This is a genomic window from Streptomyces sp. NPDC056373 (assembly GCF_042262425.1).
Lineage (GTDB): Bacteria > Actinomycetota > Actinomycetes > Streptomycetales > Streptomycetaceae > Streptomyces.
On sequence record NZ_JBHJPX010000001.1, the window covers coordinates 282072 to 301090 of the forward strand.

At 71.7% G+C, this 19019-nt stretch carries 20 protein-coding genes; 13 read left to right on the forward strand and 7 right to left on the reverse strand.

Annotated features, from left to right (window positions below; all coding sequences use genetic code 11):
* The first annotated feature begins 81 nt into the window (after positions 1 to 81).
* Both ACFCXS_RS01325 and ACFCXS_RS01330 read left to right on the forward strand, forming a co-directional pair.
* Complete coding sequence (locus tag ACFCXS_RS01325) at positions 82 to 906, forward strand: purine-nucleoside phosphorylase (RefSeq protein ID WP_053675495.1); 825 nt, start codon at positions 82 to 84, stop codon at positions 904 to 906.
* 378 nt (positions 907 to 1284) lie between these two features.
* On the forward strand, positions 1285 to 2922 hold the full coding sequence (locus tag ACFCXS_RS01330) for a phospho-sugar mutase (RefSeq protein ID WP_376640765.1): 1638 nt from the start codon (positions 1285 to 1287) through the stop codon (positions 2920 to 2922).
* Positions 2923 to 3085: 163 nt separating this feature from the next.
* Here ACFCXS_RS01330 and ACFCXS_RS01335 read toward each other — a convergent pair whose 3' ends face one another.
* Both ACFCXS_RS01335 and ACFCXS_RS01340 read right to left on the reverse strand, forming a co-directional pair.
* Entirely contained in the window at positions 3086 to 3445 is a 360-nt protein-coding gene (locus ACFCXS_RS01335; protein ID WP_376640767.1) for a DUF6204 family protein, read from the reverse strand.
* A gap of 372 nt (positions 3446 to 3817) precedes the next feature.
* A complete protein-coding gene (locus ACFCXS_RS01340) occupies positions 3818 to 4522 on the reverse strand; it encodes a PH domain-containing protein (RefSeq protein WP_376640769.1) in 705 nt (234 codons plus the stop codon).
* Positions 4523 to 4667: 145 nt separating this feature from the next.
* Between ACFCXS_RS01340 and deoC the strand changes: the two genes are divergently transcribed.
* The 3 genes from deoC to ACFCXS_RS01355 are packed head-to-tail and all read left to right on the forward strand — an operon-like array spanning position 4668 to position 7968.
* Positions 4668 to 5630 carry a deoxyribose-phosphate aldolase gene (gene deoC / locus ACFCXS_RS01345; RefSeq protein WP_376640771.1) on the forward strand — a complete coding sequence of 321 codons (963 nt, stop codon included), beginning with the start codon at positions 4668 to 4670 and terminating at the stop codon, positions 5628 to 5630.
* A 21-nt stretch (positions 5631 to 5651) separates the two neighbouring features.
* Positions 5652 to 7088 carry an aldehyde dehydrogenase family protein gene (locus ACFCXS_RS01350; RefSeq protein ID WP_376640773.1) on the forward strand — a complete coding sequence of 479 codons (1437 nt, stop codon included), beginning with the start codon at positions 5652 to 5654 and terminating at the stop codon, positions 7086 to 7088.
* Positions 7081 to 7968 carry an aldehyde dehydrogenase family protein gene (locus tag ACFCXS_RS01355; protein ID WP_376640774.1) on the forward strand — a complete coding sequence of 296 codons (888 nt, stop codon included), beginning with the start codon at positions 7081 to 7083 and terminating at the stop codon, positions 7966 to 7968. The genes ACFCXS_RS01350 and ACFCXS_RS01355 overlap by 8 nt, the downstream gene beginning before the upstream one ends.
* 74 nt (positions 7969 to 8042) lie before the next feature.
* Here ACFCXS_RS01355 and ACFCXS_RS01360 read toward each other — a convergent pair whose 3' ends face one another.
* Positions 8043 to 8795 carry a TetR/AcrR family transcriptional regulator gene (locus ACFCXS_RS01360; RefSeq protein ID WP_376640776.1) on the reverse strand — a complete coding sequence of 251 codons (753 nt, stop codon included), beginning with the start codon at positions 8793 to 8795 and terminating at the stop codon, positions 8043 to 8045.
* Between the two features lie 114 nt (positions 8796 to 8909).
* Between ACFCXS_RS01360 and ACFCXS_RS01365 the strand changes: the two genes are divergently transcribed.
* Both ACFCXS_RS01365 and ACFCXS_RS01370 read left to right on the forward strand, forming a co-directional pair.
* Positions 8910 to 9506: an NADPH-dependent FMN reductase gene (locus ACFCXS_RS01365; protein WP_376640778.1), complete on the forward strand. Its 597-nt coding sequence runs from the start codon at positions 8910 to 8912 to the stop codon at positions 9504 to 9506.
* Positions 9507 to 9532: 26 nt separating this feature from the next.
* Positions 9533 to 11050 carry a DHA2 family efflux MFS transporter permease subunit gene (locus ACFCXS_RS01370; RefSeq protein ID WP_376640780.1) on the forward strand — a complete coding sequence of 506 codons (1518 nt, stop codon included), beginning with the start codon at positions 9533 to 9535 and terminating at the stop codon, positions 11048 to 11050.
* A 1-nt stretch (position 11051) separates the two neighbouring features.
* On the opposite strand, the gene ACFCXS_RS01375 is transcribed toward ACFCXS_RS01370, so the two are convergent.
* Positions 11052 to 11447, reverse strand: a complete 396-nt coding sequence (locus ACFCXS_RS01375; RefSeq protein ID WP_376640782.1) for a hypothetical protein — start codon at positions 11445 to 11447, stop codon at positions 11052 to 11054.
* Positions 11448 to 11503: 56 nt separating this feature from the next.
* Here ACFCXS_RS01375 and ACFCXS_RS01380 point away from each other — a divergent pair, with 56 nt between their 5' ends.
* The gene (locus ACFCXS_RS01380; RefSeq protein WP_376640784.1) at positions 11504 to 12208 is read left to right on the forward strand and encodes a uridine kinase; all 705 of its coding nucleotides are present in this window, start codon (positions 11504 to 11506) and stop codon (positions 12206 to 12208) included.
* A gap of 194 nt (positions 12209 to 12402) precedes the next feature.
* Here ACFCXS_RS01380 and ACFCXS_RS01385 read toward each other — a convergent pair whose 3' ends face one another.
* Positions 12403 to 13173 (reverse strand): SigE family RNA polymerase sigma factor, encoded by a 771-nt coding sequence (locus ACFCXS_RS01385; protein WP_376640786.1) that lies wholly within the window; start codon positions 13171 to 13173, stop codon positions 12403 to 12405.
* Between the two features lie 238 nt (positions 13174 to 13411).
* On the opposite strand from ACFCXS_RS01385, the gene afsQ1 reads away from it, so the two are divergent.
* From afsQ1 to ACFCXS_RS01410, 5 genes are all read left to right on the forward strand, one after another.
* Positions 13412 to 14089: a two-component system response regulator AfsQ1 gene (gene afsQ1, locus ACFCXS_RS01390; protein WP_053675520.1), complete on the forward strand. Its 678-nt coding sequence runs from the start codon at positions 13412 to 13414 to the stop codon at positions 14087 to 14089.
* Positions 14086 to 15690 (forward strand): ATP-binding protein, encoded by a 1605-nt coding sequence (locus ACFCXS_RS01395; protein WP_376640789.1) that lies wholly within the window; start codon positions 14086 to 14088, stop codon positions 15688 to 15690. The genes afsQ1 and ACFCXS_RS01395 overlap by 4 nt, the downstream gene beginning before the upstream one ends.
* Positions 15690 to 16307, forward strand: coding sequence for a hypothetical protein (locus tag ACFCXS_RS01400; RefSeq protein WP_376641494.1), 618 nt, complete (start codon positions 15690 to 15692; stop codon positions 16305 to 16307). The genes ACFCXS_RS01395 and ACFCXS_RS01400 overlap by 1 nt, the downstream gene beginning before the upstream one ends.
* Positions 16308 to 16392: 85 nt before the next feature.
* The gene (locus ACFCXS_RS01405) at positions 16393 to 16977 is read left to right on the forward strand and encodes a VanZ family protein (RefSeq protein ID WP_376640791.1); all 585 of its coding nucleotides are present in this window, start codon (positions 16393 to 16395) and stop codon (positions 16975 to 16977) included.
* A gap of 63 nt (positions 16978 to 17040) precedes the next feature.
* Positions 17041 to 17253: a PspC domain-containing protein gene (locus ACFCXS_RS01410; protein WP_104777715.1), complete on the forward strand. Its 213-nt coding sequence runs from the start codon at positions 17041 to 17043 to the stop codon at positions 17251 to 17253.
* An 82-nt stretch (positions 17254 to 17335) separates the two neighbouring features.
* On the opposite strand, the gene ACFCXS_RS01415 is transcribed toward ACFCXS_RS01410, so the two are convergent.
* Both ACFCXS_RS01415 and ACFCXS_RS01420 read right to left on the reverse strand, forming a co-directional pair.
* Positions 17336 to 17677: an ATP-binding protein gene (locus ACFCXS_RS01415; RefSeq protein WP_376640793.1), complete on the reverse strand. Its 342-nt coding sequence runs from the start codon at positions 17675 to 17677 to the stop codon at positions 17336 to 17338.
* Between the two features lie 144 nt (positions 17678 to 17821).
* The gene (locus ACFCXS_RS01420; protein ID WP_376640796.1) at positions 17822 to 18973 is read right to left on the reverse strand and encodes an adenosine deaminase; all 1152 of its coding nucleotides are present in this window, start codon (positions 18971 to 18973) and stop codon (positions 17822 to 17824) included.
* Positions 18974 to 19019 lie beyond the last annotated feature (46 nt).

Sequence of the window (19019 nt, forward strand, 5' to 3'; positions counted from 1 at the left end):
CGGAAACGACAAGACAACGATCGCCACCCCGTGAGCTCTGCCATCTACGCGCGTAGGCAAACAGCGGCTACCCTCATCGGCGTGAACGCATCTCTTCTTCCGGACGACATCCAGGGCGACCCCCACGCGGCCGCCGACGCCGCCGCGGCCCGTCTGCGCGAACTGACGGGCGCCGAGACCCACGACGTCGCCCTCGTGATGGGCTCCGGCTGGGCTCCGGCCGTGGACGCCCTGGGCGCCCCCGAGGCCGAGTTCCAGGTCACCGAGCTCCCCGGTTTCCCGCCGCCGGCGGTGGAGGGCCACGGCGGCAAGATCCGCTCGTACCGGATCGGCAACAAGCGCGCCCTGGTCTTCCTGGGCCGTACGCACTACTACGAGGGCCGCGGGGTGGCCGCGGTCGCCCACGGTGTCCGCACCGCGGTCTCGGCCGGCTGCAAGACGGTCGTCCTCACCAACGGCTGCGGCGGCCTGCGCGAGGGCATGCGCCCCGGCCAGCCGGTCCTCATCAGCGACCACATCAACCTCACCGCCACCTCCCCCATCGTCGGCGCGAACTTCGTCGACCTCACCGACCTGTACTCCCCGCGCCTGCGGGCCCTGTGCAAGGAGGTCGACGCGACGCTGGAGGAGGGCGTCTACGCCCAGTTCCCCGGCCCGCACTACGAGACTCCGGCCGAGATCCGCATGGCCCGGGTCATCGGTGCGGACCTGGTGGGCATGTCGACGGTCCTCGAGGCGATCGCCGCGCGTGAGGCGGGCGCGGAGGTCCTGGGCATCTCCCTCGTCACCAACCTCGCGGCGGGCATGACGGGCGAGCCCCTGAACCACGAGGAGGTCCTCCAGGCGGGCCGCGACTCCGCGACCCGCATGGGCTCCCTGCTCGCGCAGGTGCTCGGCCGCCTCTGAGAGAGGCTTCGGCAGGTCGTCCGGCGGCTGCGTACGCGGGGGCTGGTCGCGCAGTTCCCCGCGCCCCTGAGGGGTGGTAGTCGCCCGCGCGAGAAAGCCGCCGCGGCCGCCCACGACGAGAAGGGGACGCATTCCCGGCCGCCTCGGAAGGGCGATCCCGCAGCCGCGTACGGCGAGAAGGGGACGTGTCGGAGGGGTGTCCGCCCGCAGCGGTTGGCGCGTCAACGGACGGTTAGTCGGTACCCCACCCCATCGCGCCGTTCCGAGGACGGACACCCCCCGGCGCGGCCCCGACCCCCACCCGACGGTCAGGCGAAGACGCGCACCCCCACCACCTCACGCAGACCCACACCACACCGGAGAGGCTGACCCCACACCGTGCACGAAGAACTCATCGCACAGGCCCAGGCGTGGCTCACCGAGGACCCCGACCCGGACACCCGCACCGAGCTGGCCCGCCTCCTCGACGCCGAGGACCACACCGAACTCGCCGCCCGCTTCAGCGGCACGCTCCAGTTCGGCACCGCCGGCCTCCGCGGCGAACTCGGCGCCGGCCCCATGCGCATGAACCGCTCGGTCGTCATCCGCGCCGCCGCCGGCCTCGCCGCGTACCTCAAGAAGCAGGGCCACGACAACGGGCTCGTCGTCATCGGCTACGACGCCCGCCACAAGTCGCGCGACTTCGCCCGGGACACCGCCGCCGTCATGACCGGCGCGGGCCTGCGCGCGGCCGTCCTCCCCCGCCCCCTCCCGACCCCCGTGCTCGCCTTCGCGATACGGCACCTCGGCGCGGTCGCGGGCGTGGAGGTCACCGCCAGCCACAACCCGCCCCGCGACAACGGCTACAAGGTCTACCTCGGCGACGGCTCGCAGATCGTCCCCCCGGCGGACGCCGACATCGCGGCGGAGATCGCCGCCGTCCCGTCCCTCACCACCGTCCGGCGCCCCACCGAAGGCTGGGACACCCTCGACGACAGCGTCCTCGACGCCTACCTGGCCCGCACGGACGCCGTCCTGTCCGAGAACTCTCCCCGCACGGCCCGCACGGTGTACACGGCCATGCACGGCGTCGGCAAGGACGTCCTCCTGGCCGCCTTCGCCCGCGCCGGCTTCCCGGAGCCGGTCCTCGTCGCCGAGCAGGCCGAACCCGACCCGGAGTTCCCGACCGTCGCGTTCCCCAACCCGGAGGAACCCGGCGCGATGGACCTGGCCTTCGCGACGGCCCGCGCTGCCGGGACCACCCCGGACCTGATCATCGCCAACGACCCGGACGCGGACCGCTGCGCCGTCGCAGTACAGGACGGCACCGACTGGCGGATGCTGCGCGGCGACGAGGTCGGGGCCCTGCTCGCCGCCCATCTGGTCCGGCGCGGAGCCAGGGGCACCTTCGCGGAGTCGATCGTCTCGTCGTCCCTCCTCGGCCGGATCGCCGAGAAGGCGGGCCTCCCCCACGTCGAGACCCTCACCGGCTTCAAGTGGATCGCCCGCGCCGAGGGCCTGCGCTTCGGCTACGAGGAGGCCCTCGGCTACTGCGTGGACCCCGAGGGCGTACGCGACAAGGACGGCATCACCGCCGCGCTGCTCATCACGGAACTGGCCTCCGGGCTCAAGGAGGAGGGCCGCACGCTCCTCGACCTGCTGGACGACCTGGCGGTGGAGCACGGCCTGCACGCCACGGACCAGCTCTCGGTCCGCGTCGAGGACCTCTCCCTCATCGCCGCCGCCATGCGCCGCCTGCGCGAGCAGCCCCCGACGGAACTGGCCGGCCTGCAGATCACCCGTACCGACGACCTCACCAAGGGCACGGCCGAGCTGCCGCCCACGGACGGCCTGCGCTACACCCTGGACGGCGCACGGGTGATCGTCCGCCCGAGCGGCACGGAGCCGAAGCTGAAGTGCTACCTGGAGGTCGTGATCCCGGTGGGTTCGCACCAGGATCTCCCGGAGGCCCGCGCGAAGGCGACGGCACTACTGGAGTCGATCAAGCGCGACCTGTCGGCAGCGGCGGGCATCTGAGGCGAAACCCGGCACGACCGCCGACGTGTGTCCGTGGCCGGAGCCGCCGAGCCGAAGCCGGACGACACCCCGGCGGCCGTCCGGGAGCGGAGCCCAGCGGCACCACCCCCACCGTGGCCGCACCATCACCCCGCCGAGGCCGTACCACCGCCCCCGCCGAGCCTCAGGCCCCCTTCCGGGCGGCCTCCCGCCGCTGCCGCTTGCCGAGAGGCGCCTGGGAGAGGTCCTCGGCGGTGGACCTGAGGTTCTTGTAGCCGTAGCCGCGCTGTTCCAGCCACGCCCGCGCCGACGCCTCGGCCCGTTCGGCGGCCTCCAGGATGTCCTCCTCGGCCTCCCCGGAGTCCAGGAAGCGGAAGGTGAAGGCGGGCCGCACGGCCACGTCGTAGGTGAGGCTCCCCTCGGGCGTGAAGGCCGCGCGCAGCACGTCGTGCTCCGCGGCCCGCTCCAGCAGCCCGGCCCGCTGCTCGGCGCTCAGCCCGTCGAAGACGCCTCGCACGGTGACACGGAAGGTACGGGTACTCATGCCCCGAACCTAGGCGGGGGCCGCACCGCCTCCACCGCTTTTTCGCGGCAGCCGGCCGGCGTCTTCCTCAGCGGCAGTCAGCCGGCGCCGTCCTCGCAGGGGTCGGCCACCGCCTTTGTACGGTCGGCCCACCGCCCTTCCGCTGCGGTCAGCCCGTCGCCCTTCCGCCTCGGTCGGCCCATCGCCCTTTCGCCTCGGTCGGCCCACCGCCCTTCCGCTGCGGTCAGCTCGTCGCCCTTCCGCCTCGGTCGGCCCATCGCCCTTCCGCCTCGGTCGGCCCATCGCCCTTTCGCCACGGTCAGCCTGCCGCCCTACGCCCGCAGTCAGCCCGTCGCTCTTCCGCCGCGGTCAGCCATCGCCCCTTCGCGGCGCTCAGCCCATCGCCACCAGGATCAGCACCAGCACGGCCCCGGCGACCGCCGGCGCCAGCACCTCGTAGGCCCACCGCACGGTCACCTCGCCCTGCGCCGACTCCGCCTGGTGACGCGCCTCGTGCAGGCCGCGCAGCTCGTCCATGATCCGGTCGGTCTCGGCCCGTACGGGGCCGTCGGAGACGGAGTCCCCGCCGAGGCCGTCGCCCAGCCCCGCCCGCATCCCGAGCGCGCTGCCGCGGCCCTCGTCCCGGCCCATCTCCCGCCGCGCCTGTGCGGTCGCCCGCATCTCGCGCCGCGCGGCCTTCTTGCGGGCGCGCAGTGAGACGGGCACGGCCCACAGCTGGTACTTCGTACCGGACTCGGTGAGGACCTCGTTCGAGTACGCGGAGCGCAGCGAGGCGACCTGGCCCCAGGGCGCGACGACGAGCCGGAAGGGGTTGCGGATCCGCAGCCGGTCGTCGCCGGCGTACACGGCCGGCCGCAGGGTGAAGGCGACGACCAGCGGCGCGACCAGGAGCAGCACGGCGAGCGCGAGCCACGGCGTGCGCCCCTCCCCCGAGATCACCGCGTCGATCCCGAGCCACCCGGTGATGGCGAGCAGCAGCACGCCACCGGCGATGGCCGGGACCGACCGGTACACCCGGTCCTTGGACTCGGGTTCCGAGGGCTGCGGCGCCGGCGGCTGGGGTTCGGGGCTCGTCATGTCTCGATTCTGCCGGACACGTCCGCGGGCCCCTCATCCGCCCAAGGCAAGCGTCGGATCCGCCCGGGAGAAAACCCGGATCCGCCCGGGAGAGAACCGGGGACTGTACAGCCGCTACGCGCGTAGATATGCTCGTCTGGTGACCATGCCCAGTTCTGCACTCACCGCAGCTCACCCCCTCAAGGACGTCGCCTCGTCCGACAGCGCGCTGCGCCGCTTCCTCCACGGGCTCCCCGGCGTCGACGCGGTCGGACTCGAGGGCCGCGCAGCCTCCCTCGGTACCCGTTCGATCAAGACGACCGCGAAGGCGTACGCCATCGACCTCGCGATCTCGATGGTCGACCTGACGACGCTGGAAGGCGCGGACACCCCGGGCAAGGTCCGGGCGCTCGGCGCGAAGGCGGTCAAGCCCGACCCGACGGACCGTACGACGCCCGCCACCGCGGCGGTCTGCGTCTACCCCGACATGGTGGCCGTGGCCAAGGAGGCCGTCGCCGGCTCCGGCGTGAAGGTCGCCTCGGTGGCCACGGCGTTCCCGGCCGGACGCGCCGCGCTCGACGTCAAGCTGGCCGACGTGCGCGACGCGGTCGCCGCCGGTGCCGACGAGATCGACATGGTCATCGACCGCGGGGCGTTCCTCGCGGGCCGATACTTGAAGGTGTACGACGAGATCACCGCCGTGAAGGAGGCCTGCGGCACCTCCGCGCGCCTGAAGGTCATCTTCGAGACGGGCGAGCTCTCGACGTACGACAACATCCGCCGCGCGAGCTGGCTCGGCATGCTGGCGGGCGCGGACTTCATCAAGACCTCCACCGGAAAGGTCGCGGTCAACGCGACCCCGGCGAACACGCTGCTCATGCTGGAGGCGGTGCGGGACTTCCGCGCACAGACCGGCATCCAGGTCGGTGTGAAGCCGGCCGGTGGCATCCGCACCTCCAAGGACGCCATCAAGTTCCTCGTGCTGGTCAACGAGACCGCGGGCGCGGACTGGCTGGACAACCACTGGTTCCGCTTCGGCGCCTCCTCGCTGCTGAACGACCTGCTGATGCAGCGGCAGAAGCTGGCCACCGGCCGCTACTCCGGTCCCGACTACGTGACGGTGGACTGAGACCCCATGACTATGGAAAACGTGTCTTCGGTATTCGAATACGCCCCGGCTCCCGAGTCGCGTGCGATCGCCGACATCGCCCCCTCGTACGGCCTGTTCATCGACGGCGAGTTCGTCGAAGCGGCGGACGGCAAGGTTTTCAAGACGGTCTCCCCGTCGACCGAGGAGGTCCTCTCCGAGGTCGCCCGGGCCGGCTCCGAGGACGTCGACCGCGCGGTGAAGGCCGCGCGCCGGGCCTTCGAGAAGTGGTCGGCGCTCCCGGGCGCGGAGCGCGCGAAGTACCTCTTCCGCATCGCCCGCATCATCCAGGAGCGCTCCCGCGAGCTCGCCGTCCTCGAAACGCTCGACAACGGCAAGCCGATCAAGGAGACCCGCGACGCGGACCTCCCCCTGGTCGCGGCGCACTTCTTCTACTACGCGGGCTGGGCGGACAAGCTCGGCCACGCGGGCTTCGGCGCGAACCCGAGGCCCCTCGGCGTGGCGGGCCAGGTCATCCCCTGGAACTTCCCCCTCCTCATGCTGGCGTGGAAGATCGCTCCGGCTCTCGCGACCGGCAACACGGTCGTGCTGAAGCCGGCCGAGACCACCCCCCTCTCGGCGGTGTTCTTCGCGGACATCTGCCGCCAGGCGGGCCTGCCCAAGGGCGTCGTCAACATTCTCCCGGGCTACGGCGACGCGGGTGCGGCGCTGATCGCCCACCCGGACGTGAACAAGGTCGCCTTCACCGGCTCCACTGCCGTCGGCAAGGAGATCGCCCGCACGGTCGCCGGGACCAAGAAGAAGGTCACGCTGGAACTGGGCGGCAAGGGCGCGAACATCGTCTTCGACGACGCCCCCATCGACCAGGCCGTCGAGGGCATCGTCAACGGCATCTTCTTCAACCAGGGCCAGGTCTGCTGCGCGGGCTCCCGCCTGCTGGTGCAGGAGTCGATCCAGGAGGAGCTCCTGGAGTCCCTGAAGCGCCGCCTGTCCACGCTGCGCCTCGGCGACCCGCTGGACAAGAACACGGACATCGGCGCGATCAACTCCGAGGAGCAGCTCACCCGCATCACCTCGCTCGTCGAGCAGGGCGAGGCGGAGGGCGCCGAGCGCTGGTCGCCGGCGTGCGAACTGCCGGAGAGCGGCTACTGGTTCGCCCCGACGCTGTTCACGAACGTCACCCAGGCGCACCGGATCGCCCGCGACGAGATCTTCGGCCCGGTGCTGTCGGTGCTGACCTTCCGCACTCCGGACGAGGCGGTCGCGAAGGCCAACAACACGCCGTACGGCCTGTCCGCCGGCATCTGGACGGAGAAGGGCTCGCGCATCCTGGCGGTCGCGAACAAGCTCCGCGCCGGGGTCGTCTGGTCCAACACGTTCAACAAGTTCGACCCGACGTCGCCGTTCGGCGGTTACAAGGAGTCGGGCTTCGGCCGCGAGGGCGGCCGCCACGGCCTGGAGGCGTACCTCGATGTCTGATGCACGACTGTCGGTGTTCAAGACCTACAAGCTGTACGTCGGCGGGAAGTTTCCGCGTTCCGAGAGCGGCCGGGTGTACGAGGTGAGCGACTCGAAGGGCAAGTGGCTGGCGAACGCGCCCCTGTCGTCCCGCAAGGACGCCCGGGACGCGGTCGTCGCCGCCCGCAAGGCGTTCGGCGGCTGGTCCGGGGCGACGGCGTACAACCGCGGTCAGGTCCTGTACCGCGTCGCGGAGATGCTGGAGGGCCGCCGCGACCAGTTCGCCCGTGAGGTGGCCGACGCGGAGGGCCTGTCGAAGTCCAAGGCGGCCGCCGTCGTGGACGCGGCGATCGACCGCTGGGTCTGGTACGCGGGCTGGACCGACAAGATCGCCCAGGTGGTCGGCGGCGGCAACCCGGTCGCGGGCCCGTTCTTCAACCTGTCGTCCCCCGAACCGACCGGTGTGGTCGCCGTCCTGGCGCCGCAGGAGTCGTCGTTCCTGGGCTTGGTGTCGGTGCTCGCCCCGGTGATCGCGACGGGCAACACGGCGGTCGTGGTGGCGAGCGAGAAGTCCCCGCTGCCCGCCCTGTCCCTGGCCGAGGTCCTGGCCACCTCGGACGTCCCGGGCGGCGTGGTCAACGTCCTGTCGGGCCGTACGGCGGAGATCGCGGCCCCGCTGGCGGCCCACCAGGACGTCAACGCGATCGACCTCGCGGGCGCCGACGAGGTGCTGGCGAAGGAACTGGAGATCGCGGCGGCCGACAACCTCAAGCGGGTTCTCCGTCCACAGCCTGTGGATTACGCGGAGACCCCCGGGACCGACCGCCTGACGGCGTTCCTGGAGACCAAAACGGTCTGGCACCCCACGGGGTCACTGGGCGCATCGGGTTCCTCGTACTAGCCCGGCCCCCTCGATACGGAAGCCCCGGCCCTTCTCCGTCCAGGAGGCCCGGGGCTTCTCCGGTCCGCCTCGCCTCAGATGCCGAGCCGCTGCCCGATGCCGTCGAGAACGCAGTCGAGGCCGAATGTGAACTCCCAGGCCCGGTCGTCCTTGCGGGTCGCGCCGAGGGCGTACTGCTCGAAGGCCGGGTAGCGGCCCGTGCCGATCAGGTAGCGCATCTGCGGGGCGAGCGCCTCGCGGGTCTCGTCGCCGCTGGTCCAGCCGTTGCGTTCCTGGTATTCACGCAGGGCGATCTCGGTCTGGGCCGAGCCGTGGACGAAGGAGGTGACGGCCCGGAAGGCGGCCATCATCGAGTCGGCGTCCAGGCCGCACACGGCGAGGGCGGCCAGCTGCCGCTCCGCGACGGCCATCCGTGACGGCGTGAGCATGATGACCGAGGTGGGCATGGCCGCCATCCACGGGTGGGCGAGCATCAGCTCCCGGGCCTGGAGGGCGTAGGAGCGCAGCACCTCCCGCCAGTCCGTCGTGCCCTCCGGGACCGTCATGTCCCGGGAAACCCGGTCGATCATGAGTGCCCACAGGTCGTCCTTGCCGTCGACGTGCCGGTAGGCCGCCATGGGGGCGACGCCGAGCCGGGTGGCGAGGCGGCGCATGGTGACGGCGGCGCCGCCCTCCTCGTCGGCGATCTCGACCGCGGCGGCGGCGATGCGCTCCAGGGTCAGTGAGGCGCGCGGAACAGGGGTGGGCCGCTCCATGCGCTCCCAGAGAGTGGGCTCCCCGGTTCCGCTCTCCTGACCCTCCTTCTTCGCGTTCTTCGCGACCGCCATGCCTCGCTCCTCCCGCTCATTGCGTCGCGTACAGCGTATCTCCAGTAGACGTCGTACACATCCTCTGTGTACGTTGTACGCGACCCGATACGCCGTACACATCCAGGGGGATCCATGCCCGACCACATCGAACCGCTCCGTGTCGCCGTCCTCGTCGGCTCGACCCGCGAGGGGCGCTTCGCACCCGTGGTGACGAAGTGGCTGACCGGCCACATCGAGCAGCGCGACGACCTGACGGCCGACGTCGTCGACCTCGCCGAGACACCGCTGCCGACCGTGTTCCCGGCGTTCGGCCGGCAGCCGGCACCGGACCACCGCGAGCAACTGGCCCTCGTCTCACCGCGCCTCGCCGCGGCCGACGCCTTCCTCCTCGTCACGCCCGAGTACAACCACAGCTTCCCGGCGTCCCTGAAGAACGCGATCGACTGGCACGGCGAGGAGTGGCACGGCAAGCCGGTCGGTTTCGTCTCCTACGGCGGCCTGTCCGGCGGTCTGCGCGCGGTGGAGCAGCTGCGGGTCGTCATGGCCGAGGTGAACGCCACGACCATCCGCAACACCGTCAGCTTCCACGACGCGTGGAGCTGCTTCGACGAGAACGGCGCCTGCAAGGACTCCGCCGCCGACACGGCCGCGAAGGCCCTGCTCGACCAGCTCGCCTGGTGGGGCCACGCCCTGCGGGACGCCAAGTCCCAGCGTCGCTACGTCGCCTGACCACCGACCTCGACACAGGGGGAATCATGGACACGCACACCACGGCGACGGCCGCGGAGGAGTCCGCCCGCCCGGCCGCCCCGCCCTCCCGGCTCGTCATCCTCGGACTGCTGCTCGGCATCGTGCTCGCCACGCTCGACGGAACCGTCGTCGGCACCGCGCTGCCCACCATCGTCGGCGACCTCGGCGGCCTCGACCACCTCTCCTGGGTGCTCACCGCCTATCTGCTGACCACGGCCGTCTCCACCCCGATCTGGGGCAAGATCGGCGACCTCTACGGTCACAAGGGCAGCTACCTCACCTCCATCACGGTGTTCCTGACCGGCTCGGTGCTGTGCGGACTCGCCCAGGACATGGGCCAGTTGATCGCCTTCCGGGCCCTGCAGGGAATCGGCGCGGGCGGCCTGTTCGTAGGGGGGCTCTCCCTCATCGGCACGCTGCTGGCCCCTGCAGAGGCCGGACGCGCCCAGTCTCTGATCGGAGTGCTGCTGCCCGCCGCGATGATCGGCGGCCCGCTGGTCGGCGGCTTCCTCACGGACCACCTGGACTGGCGCTGGGTGTTCTACGTCAACGTCCCTGTCGGCGCCGTCGCGCTGATCCTGATCGGCCATGGAGTCCGGCTGCGCGCGACCCGCGTGAAGGCGCCGATCGACCTGGCGGGGGCCGGGCTGCTCACCGGCGCGATCCTCGCCCTGACCCTGCTGGCGAGCTGGGCCGGGACGACGTACTCCTGGACGTCGCCGCAGATCATCGGGCTGGGTCTGGGCTGTGCGGTGGCGCTGGCCGCCTTCGTGCGGGTCGAGCGGCGCGCCCCGGAGCCGGTGATCCCGCCCCGGCTGTTCAGGGACCGGAACTTCACGGTGGCGCAGGTCCTCAGTTTCGTCACGGGCGCGGCCATGCTCGCGGCGGCGAGCTACCTGCCGCAGTACCTGCAGTTCGTGCGGGACATGTCGTCCACCGGGAGCGGACTGCTGCTGCTCCCGCTGATGCTGGGCATGATCGGCGCTCAACTCGTCATCGGCCGGCGGATCGCCGGCGGCGGACGCTACCGCGCCTACCCGATCGCGGGCGGCGCGCTGGCCGCGGCGGGGGCACTGTCGCTGCTGTGGCTCGGCACGGACACACCGGTGTCCGTCGCCTCCGGTCCGACGCTGGCGCTCGGCGTGGGCATCGGCTGTCTCATGCAGCCGGCGATGCTCATCACGATGAACAGCGCCGAACCCCGCGACATGGGCGCGGCCAGCGGCACCCAGACCCTGCTGCGCACCATCGGCGGCTCCCTGGGCGTCGCCGTGCTCGGGTCCGTCTACACCGGCCGGCTCACGGCTGCCGTGACGGACCGGCTCGGCACCGAGGGCGGGCGGCTCACCGAACAGCAGCTGACACCCGGCCTGTTGCGGGACCTGCCCGAACCGGTCCGGGACGCGTTCCGGGCCGGCGTGGTGGACGGCCTGCACGGTGTCGCGCTCGGCACGGCCGTGCTGTGTGCCGCCGCCTTCGCGGTGGCGTGGCTGGTCCGGGAGGTCCCGCTGCGAGGACGATGAGTTATCGCGAGAGCGGTTCGTCCAGGCGCTCCACCACAGGCATCCCCCCGATCGACGGCGCCTGGGCCACCGGCCCCGTCACCTCCCGGGACGACATCGGCTTGAAGTCGGCGACCTCGGTGCCGACGCTGTTGTCGAGCGGGTCGACTCCCGTACCGGCGAGGGGGTTGGGCTTGAGGCCCGTGATCGCGCCGGTGGTGTGGGCGAGGGTGTCGCCCGCCGCCTTGAGGCCGGCCCGCGGGTCGGTCTTCCCCGCAGAGGTGTGGACGACGTCGAGGGGCGAGCCGGTGCCCGCCGCGGCCGCCGCCGCGCCCGCCCCGAGCGCGATACCGGCGGTCGCGAGGACGGCCAGGGCACGCTGAGCGGCCGGCTTCATGGATGAGTCGTGTCGGGCCATCACTGCCACCTTCTGACGCTGCGGGTAATCAGAACGACACGAAGGGTAGTTGAGATGTGACGCACGCATCAAAGCCGACCCGCGGGGTCGTACGGCGCCCGGTCGATGCCTCACACTGGTGTCCCGTGAGTTCTCCTCTGCCCATACCGACGCGAGTCGTGCTGCTCTGCGGCCCTTCCGGCTCCGGCAAGTCCCTCCTCGCGGCCCGCTCCGGCCTTCCGGTGCTGCGGCTCGACGACTTCTACAAGGAGGGCGACGACCCGACACTGCCCCTGGTGGCGGGGAGCTCCGACATCGACTGGGACCACCCGGACTCCTGGGACGCGGACACCGCCGTCGCCGCGATCACCGGCCTGTGCCGCACGGGCCGTACGGAGGTTCCCGTCTACGACCTCTCGCTCAGCGCCCGCACCGGCGACGAGACGGTCGACATCGGACGGACCCCGCTGTTCATCGCGGAGGGCGTCTTCGCCGCGGAGATCGTCACGCGCTGCGGTGAACTCGGCGTCCTCGCCGACGCGCTGTGCCTGAGCCGGGGGCCGGTGAAGACGTTCCGCCGACGCTTCCTGCGGGACCTGAAGGAGGGCCGCAAGTCGGTGCCGTTCCTGCTGCGCCGCGGCTGGCGCCTGATGCGGCAGGAGCGCACGATCGTCGCCCGCCAGACCGCGTTGGGCGCGTACGCCTGCGACCGCGACGAGGCGATGGGCCGGCTGGCGGCAGCGGCGGCGGGCCGCTGCGAGAGCCTCCGCACGGCGGCTTAGACGGGGGCGGCCGGGGCAGCCCGGACGGCTGAGAGACAAAGAAAGCGGGACTGGACGGACCCCCCGGCCCTCCAGTCCCGCTCCCCTGTTTCCCCCGTGGTCCTCCCCCGAGTCCCCACTCTCCTGCGAAGACGCCCCCCAGCGTCCGTGCAGTTCCCCCGTGGGCCCCCTTGTGGTGCTCCCCCCCCCGGCCTTCAGGCGACGAGCTCGCCGAAGGCGTCCTCCTCGTCACGGCCGAAGCTGAGGACCTCGTCCTCGCGCAGCCGGCGGAGCGACCGCCAGATGCTGGACTTCACCGTGCCGACACTGATGTCGAGGATCTCCGCGATCTCCGGGTCCGTGCGGCCCTCGTAGTAGCGCAGGACCAGCATGGTGCGCTGGAGTTCGGGCAGCCGGGCCAGCGCCTGCCACAGGACCGCGCGCAGCTCGGTGCCGCGCATCGCGTCCGTGTCGCCGGGCGTCTCCGGCAGTTCCTCGGTCGGGTACTCGTTGAGCTTGCGGCGCCGCCAGGCGCTGATGTGCAGGTTGGTCATGGTGCGGCGGAGGTATCCGCCGACCGCGGCCTTGTCACTGATCCGGTCCCACGCCCGGAAGGTCGAGAACAGCGCGCTCTGCAGCAGGTCCTCGGCCTCGAAGCGGTCACCGGTCAGGTGGTAGGCGGTTGCGTACAGGGAGGCGCGGCGCTCCTGGACGTAGGCGGTAAACGCCGCTTCGGCATCTACGGCCTCCGCCATCGAGCGGCGCTCCCCCGAGCCCTCCCCGTACGCGGCTCCCCCGTGAGCCTCCCCCGTCCCCTTGTTCTCCCCCGTGTGTGCGTCGACCACCGTCATGAACCCGGTGTGCTGACGCCCGGTGCCGTGAGCGCACCCCCGCGTGCTCACGGCACCGGACTTCTCGGAACCCCGGTGCACGTCGTGCAGACGCGTGACAACTGCGCTGGTGCTGATGCCGTGCAGCGTGTTCATCTCGCGCCCCCCGTCGTGGACTTCCGATGTGCGGCCCGCCTGTTCGGGCGGGCTTTCTTGCCTGTGCCGAGAAGCTTGCCGCGGCACTTTCATGGCCGTGTCCGCCGACTGTCACAGACCTGTCACAGGGGTCGGCCACAGGCCGGCCACAGCTCCCGCACACCTGTCGGCGGTACCGGCCGCACCGAGTGGGCCCCACCGGTCGAACCCCGGCCCCTCCATGGGCCAGAATGAGCGCGTGCCTTCCCTGTTGCTGATCGAGGACGACGACGCCATCCGGACGGCCCTGGAGCTCTCACTGACGCGCCAGGGTCATCGCGTGGCGACCGCTGCCAGCGGTGAGGACGGTCTGAAGCTGCTCCGTGAGCAGCGGCCGGATCTGATCGTGCTGGACGTGATGCTGCCCGGCATCGACGGGTTCGAGGTGTGCCGGCGCATCCGGCGCACGGACCAGTTGCCGATCATCCTGCTGACCGCGCGCAGCGACGACATCGACGTGGTGGTCGGACTGGAGTCCGGCGCCGACGACTATGTCGTCAAACCGGTGCAGGGGCGGGTGCTCGACGCCCGGATCCGGGCCGTGCTGCGGCGCGGCGAGCGGGAGTCGAACGACGCGGCCAGCTTCGGCAGCCTCGTCATCGACCGCTCGGCGATGACCGTGACGAAGAACGGCGAGGATCTCCAGCTCACGCCGACCGAGCTGCGGCTGCTGCTGGAGCTGAGCCGGCGGCCGGGCCAGGCGCTGTCCCGGCAGCAACTGCTGCGGCTGGTGTGGGAGCACGACTACCTGGGCGACTCGCGTCTCGTGGACGCGTGTGTCCAGCGGCTGCGTGCCAAGGTCGAGGACGTGCCGTCGTCCCCGACGCTGATCCGTACCGTGCGTGGTGTCGGCTACCGGCTGGACGCGCCTCAGTGACACAGGCGCACCAAGGGGGGGCCCACGGCTGGACCGGGGCGCGCAAGGGAGTTCTGTCGCGGCTGCGCTTCACCAGCCTGCGGCTGCGGCTGGTCGTCGTCTTCGGACTGGTGGCCCTGACGGCCGCCGTGTCCGCGTCCGCCATCGCGTACTGGCTCAACCGCGAGGCCGTGCTCACCCGCACCCAGGACGCCGTGCTGCGCGACTTCGAGCAGGAGATGCAGAACCGGGCGGGTGCGCTGCCCGAGCGTCCCACGCAGGACGAGCTGCAGCACACGGCGGGCCAGATGGCGGGCAGCGACCAGCGCTTCAGCGTGCTGCTGGTCGGCCGCGACGCCGAGGGCCGGACCGTCTACGGCAGCTCCGGCGGGCTGAACGGCTTCGCGCTGCGGGACGTGCCGAAGTCGCTGCGCACGGCGGTCAACAGGACGCAGAAGGTCGACGGGGCCAACAAGTCCCCGTACCACCTGTACTGGCAGCGGATAGTCGACCACGACACCCCGTACCTGGTGGCCGGTACGCGGGTGATCGGCGGCGGCCCGACCGGTTACATGCTCAAGTCGCTGGAACCGGAGGCCAAGGACCTCAACTCGCTGGCCTGGTCGCTGGGCATCGCCACGGGGCTCGCGCTGATCGGCTCGGCGCTGCTGGCGCAGGCCGCGGCGACGACCGTGCTGAAGCCGGTGCAGCGGCTCGGGACGGCTGCGCGGCGGCTCGGCGAGGGCAAGCTGGACACCCGGCTGCGGGTGTCCGGGACCGATGAACTCGCCGATCTGTCACGGACGTTCAACAACGCGGCCGAGGCGCTGGAGAAGCGGGTGGCCGACATGGCCGCGCGCGACGAGGCGTCCCGGCGGTTCGTGGCCGACATGAGCCATGAGCTGCGCACGCCGCTCACCGCGATCACCGCCGTGACGGAGGTGCTCGAGGAGGAGCTCGAGGCGGAGACCGGCAGCATGGACCCGATGATCGAGCCGGCCGTCCGGCTGGTGGTCAGCGAGACGCGGCGGCTGAACTCCCTGGTCGAGAACCTGATGGAGGTCACCCGCTTCGACGCGGGCACCGCGCGGCTCGTCCTGGACGACGTCGACCTCGCCGACCAGATCACCGCCTGCATCGACGCCCGGGCCTGGCTGGACGCGGTCGAGCTGGACGCCGAGCGCGGCCTGCACGCCCGGCTGGACCCGCGCCGCCTGGACGTCATCCTGGCCAACCTCATCGGCAACGCGCTCAAGCACGGCGGCTCCCCGGTGCGGGTGTCCGTGCGGGAGGCGGACGACTCGATCGTCATCGAGGTCCAGGACCACGGGCCCGGCATTCCGGAAGACGTCCTGCCGCACGTCTTCGACCGCTTCTACAAGGCCAGCGCCTCCCGGCCGCGCTCCGAGGGCAGTGGCCTCGGGCTGTCCATCGCGCTGGAGAACGCCCACATCCACGGCGGTGAGATCACCGCGGCCAACTCGCCCGACTCGGGTGCGGTGTTCACCCTGCGGCTCCCGCGCGGCACGTCCCCCGCGGAGGAGCAGCCCGCCGAGGACGAGCCGGGGCAGGAGAGCGGCACCGACCGGACGCGGGGCGAGGACTCGAAGGGGGACGCATGATGACCACGCGTCTGGCGGCCGCCTCCCGGTCGCTCGCCGTTGCGGCGCTCGCCGTGCTGCTGGCCGGCTGCGGGATCCGGGCCACGGAGGTGCCGACGAACTTCGGGCCCGCGCCCTCGCGGGTGCAGTGCTCCCTCTCCGAGCCGGACGTCTCCACCCAGGCCACCAGGGGGCTGCCGGTGCAGGTGTTCCTGCTGTGCGGGTCCTCGCTGGTGACCGTCGACCGGACCGTGCGGGTCCCGGACGGCGCGGCCGACTCCGAGCGGCGCAGGCTCGTCGCGCAGGGCCTGCTGAACCAGCTCGCCACGCCGCCGTCGACCGCCGAGAAGGAAGCCGGCTACAGCACGGACGTCCGCGGCGGCATCACGGTCGGGCGGCCGCGCCCCGGTGACCCGGAGGACACGCTGCGGCTGAGCACGGCACCGGCCGGCCTCACCTCGTACGCCCTCGCGCAGATCGTGTGCACCTTCTCCGACTCGGCCGCGGCCGAGGGCGACGGCTCGGTGGTCCTGGGCGGCCCGGGCGCCGAGGGCCCGCGCCGCTACGAGTGCACCGACGAGGTGCGGGCCAGGCCGGGCAGTGCGGAACCGCCGTCGAAGGACGCGGCCGGGGAGTGATCCTCGCGGGCTGTGGCGTATGCCTCACAGGGCCGACGGGGCCCATCCCGGAACCGAAGGCGCCGGAGGCCGCGTCTTGGGGGGCGTGCAGCGTCAAGGCTCCATCGGCGGCAGCGCCGCGTTCCGCATCCGTGTGACAGGAGGTGTCCTCCTCGTCGCACACCTGGCGTTCGTCGCCTGGTTCACGCTGCGGCCGCTGGACGTGCCCTGGGTGATGCCCGCCAATCTCCGTCCGTTCGCCGGTATCCGGGCCGATCTCGCCCTGGGCTGGCCCGAGGCGGCCCGCCGTGTCGGGGAGGGGCTGGCCCTGCTCGCCCCGCTGGGTGTGCTGCTGCCGCTGGCCGGCGGCAGGCTGGTCGTCTCGCCGCTGGCGTCCCTGCTGCGCACGGTCGCGGCCGGGGCGCTGCTCTCCTGGGGCATCGAACTGCTGCAGACCGGCGTGCCCGGTCAGGTCGTCGACGTCGACTCGCTGTTCCTGAACACCGTGGGCGTGGCCCTCGCTCATCTCGCGCTGGTTCCGGCGGGCCGCTCCTGGTTGCGCCGCCGCACCACCGCCCGGCTGCTGCGCGCGCCCCTCCCCCCGGAGGAGCCGGCTCAGGGTCGGACCCCGACGATTCCCAGGGTCGGGATCGCCCCGTGGAGCGACGCTTTGCCCCCTTCGTCTCCGTAGCGTGGAGTGCAGATGGGGTACTCGGACGAGAGGCCTCACGCACCGACACTGAAGGAGTCGCACATGTCCCGCCTCGCCCGCCCCACCCACGGCCGCATGATCGGCGGAGTGTGCGCCGCACTGGCCCGGCGCTTCGGCACCTCCGCGACCACGATGCGGGTGATCTTCCTGATCTCGTGTCTGCTGCCCGGCCCGCAGTTCCTGCTGTACATCGCGCTGTGGATCCTGCTGCCGGCGGAGGACAAGACGCACGGCAAGGCCAGGACGGCCTGGTAACGCCCGTACGTGAGAACGCCGATGGGGCGCACCCGAGACCGGGTGCGCCCCATCGGCGTGTGCGTCCGCCGCGACGGGAGGCTCAGACGGCCGGCACGCCGTTCACCGGCAGGCCCTTGGCCGGGAGCCCGCCGAGCAGCTTGGCGGCCGGGCCGGTCGGACCCTGGGCGAGCACCTGCCCGGCGACCGGCTGTGCGGCGGCGAGACCGGTACCGGCCAGGCTCTGCCCCTGGCCCAGCGCCTCACCCGCGCCCGCCGGCAGCGTCCGGGAGAGCTGCTCCGCCGGGGCCGCCACGGTGACGGCCTCCAGCGTCTGCGCGGGGTCCGGGAGGTTCGTGGCGGCGTTGGCGGCACCCGCACCGGCGGCGGCGAAAGCGGCACCGAGAGCGGCGACACCGAGGGTCTTGGCAGCAGACTGCTTCATGAAATGCGTCCTCGTTACGGGATGACGGGTGTGAGCGGTTCAGCGACCGTAATCAGGCAGCCCGGCCCGCCGCAAACATCGAAATGCGGACGGATGGTGAACACCGCCCGCATTCCCTGTGTGCCGAATACCCCTGATTCAGCCCTAGGAGGCACCAGAACCGCTGGTGGAGGCGGTCTGGCGGAACAGCCATTCGGATTTCAGCTCGGCATATCCGGGCTTGATCACGTCATTGATCATGGCCAGTCGTTCATCGAAAGGAATGAAAGATGATTTCATCGCATTGACGGAGAACCACTGCATGTCGTCGAGGGTGTAACCGAACGCCTCGACAAGGTGCTCGAATTCCCGGCTCATACTGGTGTGGGACATCAGGCGGTTGTCCGTGTTGACCGTGGCCCGGAAGTGCAGCCGGCGCAGCAGACCGATGGGGTGCTCCGCGTACGAGGAGGCGGCCCCGGTCTGCAGGTTGGAGCTCGGGCACAGCTCCAGCGGGATGCGCTTGTCCCGGACGTAGGAGGCGAGCCGCCCGAGTTCGACCCGGCCGTCCTCGTGGACCTGGATGTCGTCGATGATCCGCACACCGTGGCCGAGCCGGTCGGCGCCGCACCACTGGAGAGCCTGCCAGATGGAGGGCAGACCGAAGGCCTCGCCGGCGTGGATGGTGAAGTGGTTGTTCTCGCGCTTGAGGTACTCGAAGGCGTCCAGGTGCCGGGTGGGCGGGTAGCCGGCCTCGGCACCGGCGATGTCGAATCCGACGACTCCCAGGTCCCGGTAGCGGTTGGCCAGTTCGGCGATCTCCAGGGCGCGGGCCGCGTGCCGCATGGCGGTGAGCAGCGCGCCCACGCGGATGCGCAGACCGTTCTCCCGGGCGCGGCGCTCCCCTTCCCGGAAGCCCTCGTTGACGGCCTCGACGACCTCTTCGAGACCGAGGCCGCCCTCCAGGTGCTGCTCGGGGGCGTAGCGCACCTCGGCGTAGACGACGCCGTCCGCGGCCAGGTCCTCGGCGCACTCGGCGGCGACCCGGACCAGGGCGTCACGGGTCTGCATGACGCCGACGGTGTGCGAGAACGTCTCCAAGTACCGTTCCAGGGAACCGGAGTCGGCGGCCTCACGGAACCAGACGCCGAGCTTCTCGGGGTCGGTGTCGGGGAGCTGGGTGTAACCGCGGGCGCGGGCGAGTTCGACGATGGTGCCGGGGCGCAGACCGCCGTCGAGGTGGTCGTGCAGCAGAACCTTGGGTGCCCGGCGGATCTGGTCCGGTGTCGGGGTGTTCGCAATGGTCTGGCTCGTCATTTCCGCACTGTAACGCCTACGCGCGTAGACGGCGCGTTCCGCGACG

Excerpts from the sequence above, each read along its gene's own strand:
- ACFCXS_RS01365 (WP_376640778.1), top strand. The coding sequence starts at position 8,910 with ATGCCCGACCACATCGAACCGCTCCGTGTCGCCGTCCTCGTCGGCTCG.
- ACFCXS_RS01400 (WP_376641494.1), top strand. The coding sequence starts at position 15,690 with ATGACCACGCGTCTGGCGGCCGCCTCCCGGTCGCTCGCCGTTGCGGCG.
- ACFCXS_RS01410 (WP_104777715.1), top strand. The coding sequence starts at position 17,041 with ATGTCCCGCCTCGCCCGCCCCACCCACGGCCGCATGATCGGCGGAGTG.
- ACFCXS_RS01375 (WP_376640782.1), bottom strand. The coding sequence starts at position 11,447 with ATGGCCCGACACGACTCATCCATGAAGCCGGCCGCTCAGCGTGCCCTG.
- ACFCXS_RS01370 (WP_376640780.1), top strand. The coding sequence starts at position 9,533 with ATGGACACGCACACCACGGCGACGGCCGCGGAGGAGTCCGCCCGCCCG.
- ACFCXS_RS01385 (WP_376640786.1), bottom strand. The coding sequence starts at position 13,173 with ATGAACACGCTGCACGGCATCAGCACCAGCGCAGTTGTCACGCGTCTG.
- ACFCXS_RS01360 (WP_376640776.1), bottom strand. The coding sequence starts at position 8,795 with ATGGCGGTCGCGAAGAACGCGAAGAAGGAGGGTCAGGAGAGCGGAACC.
- deoC (WP_376640771.1), top strand. The coding sequence starts at position 4,668 with ATGCCCAGTTCTGCACTCACCGCAGCTCACCCCCTCAAGGACGTCGCC.
- ACFCXS_RS01340 (WP_376640769.1), bottom strand. The coding sequence starts at position 4,522 with ATGACGAGCCCCGAACCCCAGCCGCCGGCGCCGCAGCCCTCGGAACCC.
- ACFCXS_RS01355 (WP_376640774.1), top strand. The coding sequence starts at position 7,081 with ATGTCTGATGCACGACTGTCGGTGTTCAAGACCTACAAGCTGTACGTC.
- ACFCXS_RS01420 (WP_376640796.1), bottom strand. The coding sequence starts at position 18,973 with ATGACGAGCCAGACCATTGCGAACACCCCGACACCGGACCAGATCCGC.
- ACFCXS_RS01335 (WP_376640767.1), bottom strand. The coding sequence starts at position 3,445 with ATGAGTACCCGTACCTTCCGTGTCACCGTGCGAGGCGTCTTCGACGGG.
- ACFCXS_RS01415 (WP_376640793.1), bottom strand. The coding sequence starts at position 17,677 with ATGAAGCAGTCTGCTGCCAAGACCCTCGGTGTCGCCGCTCTCGGTGCC.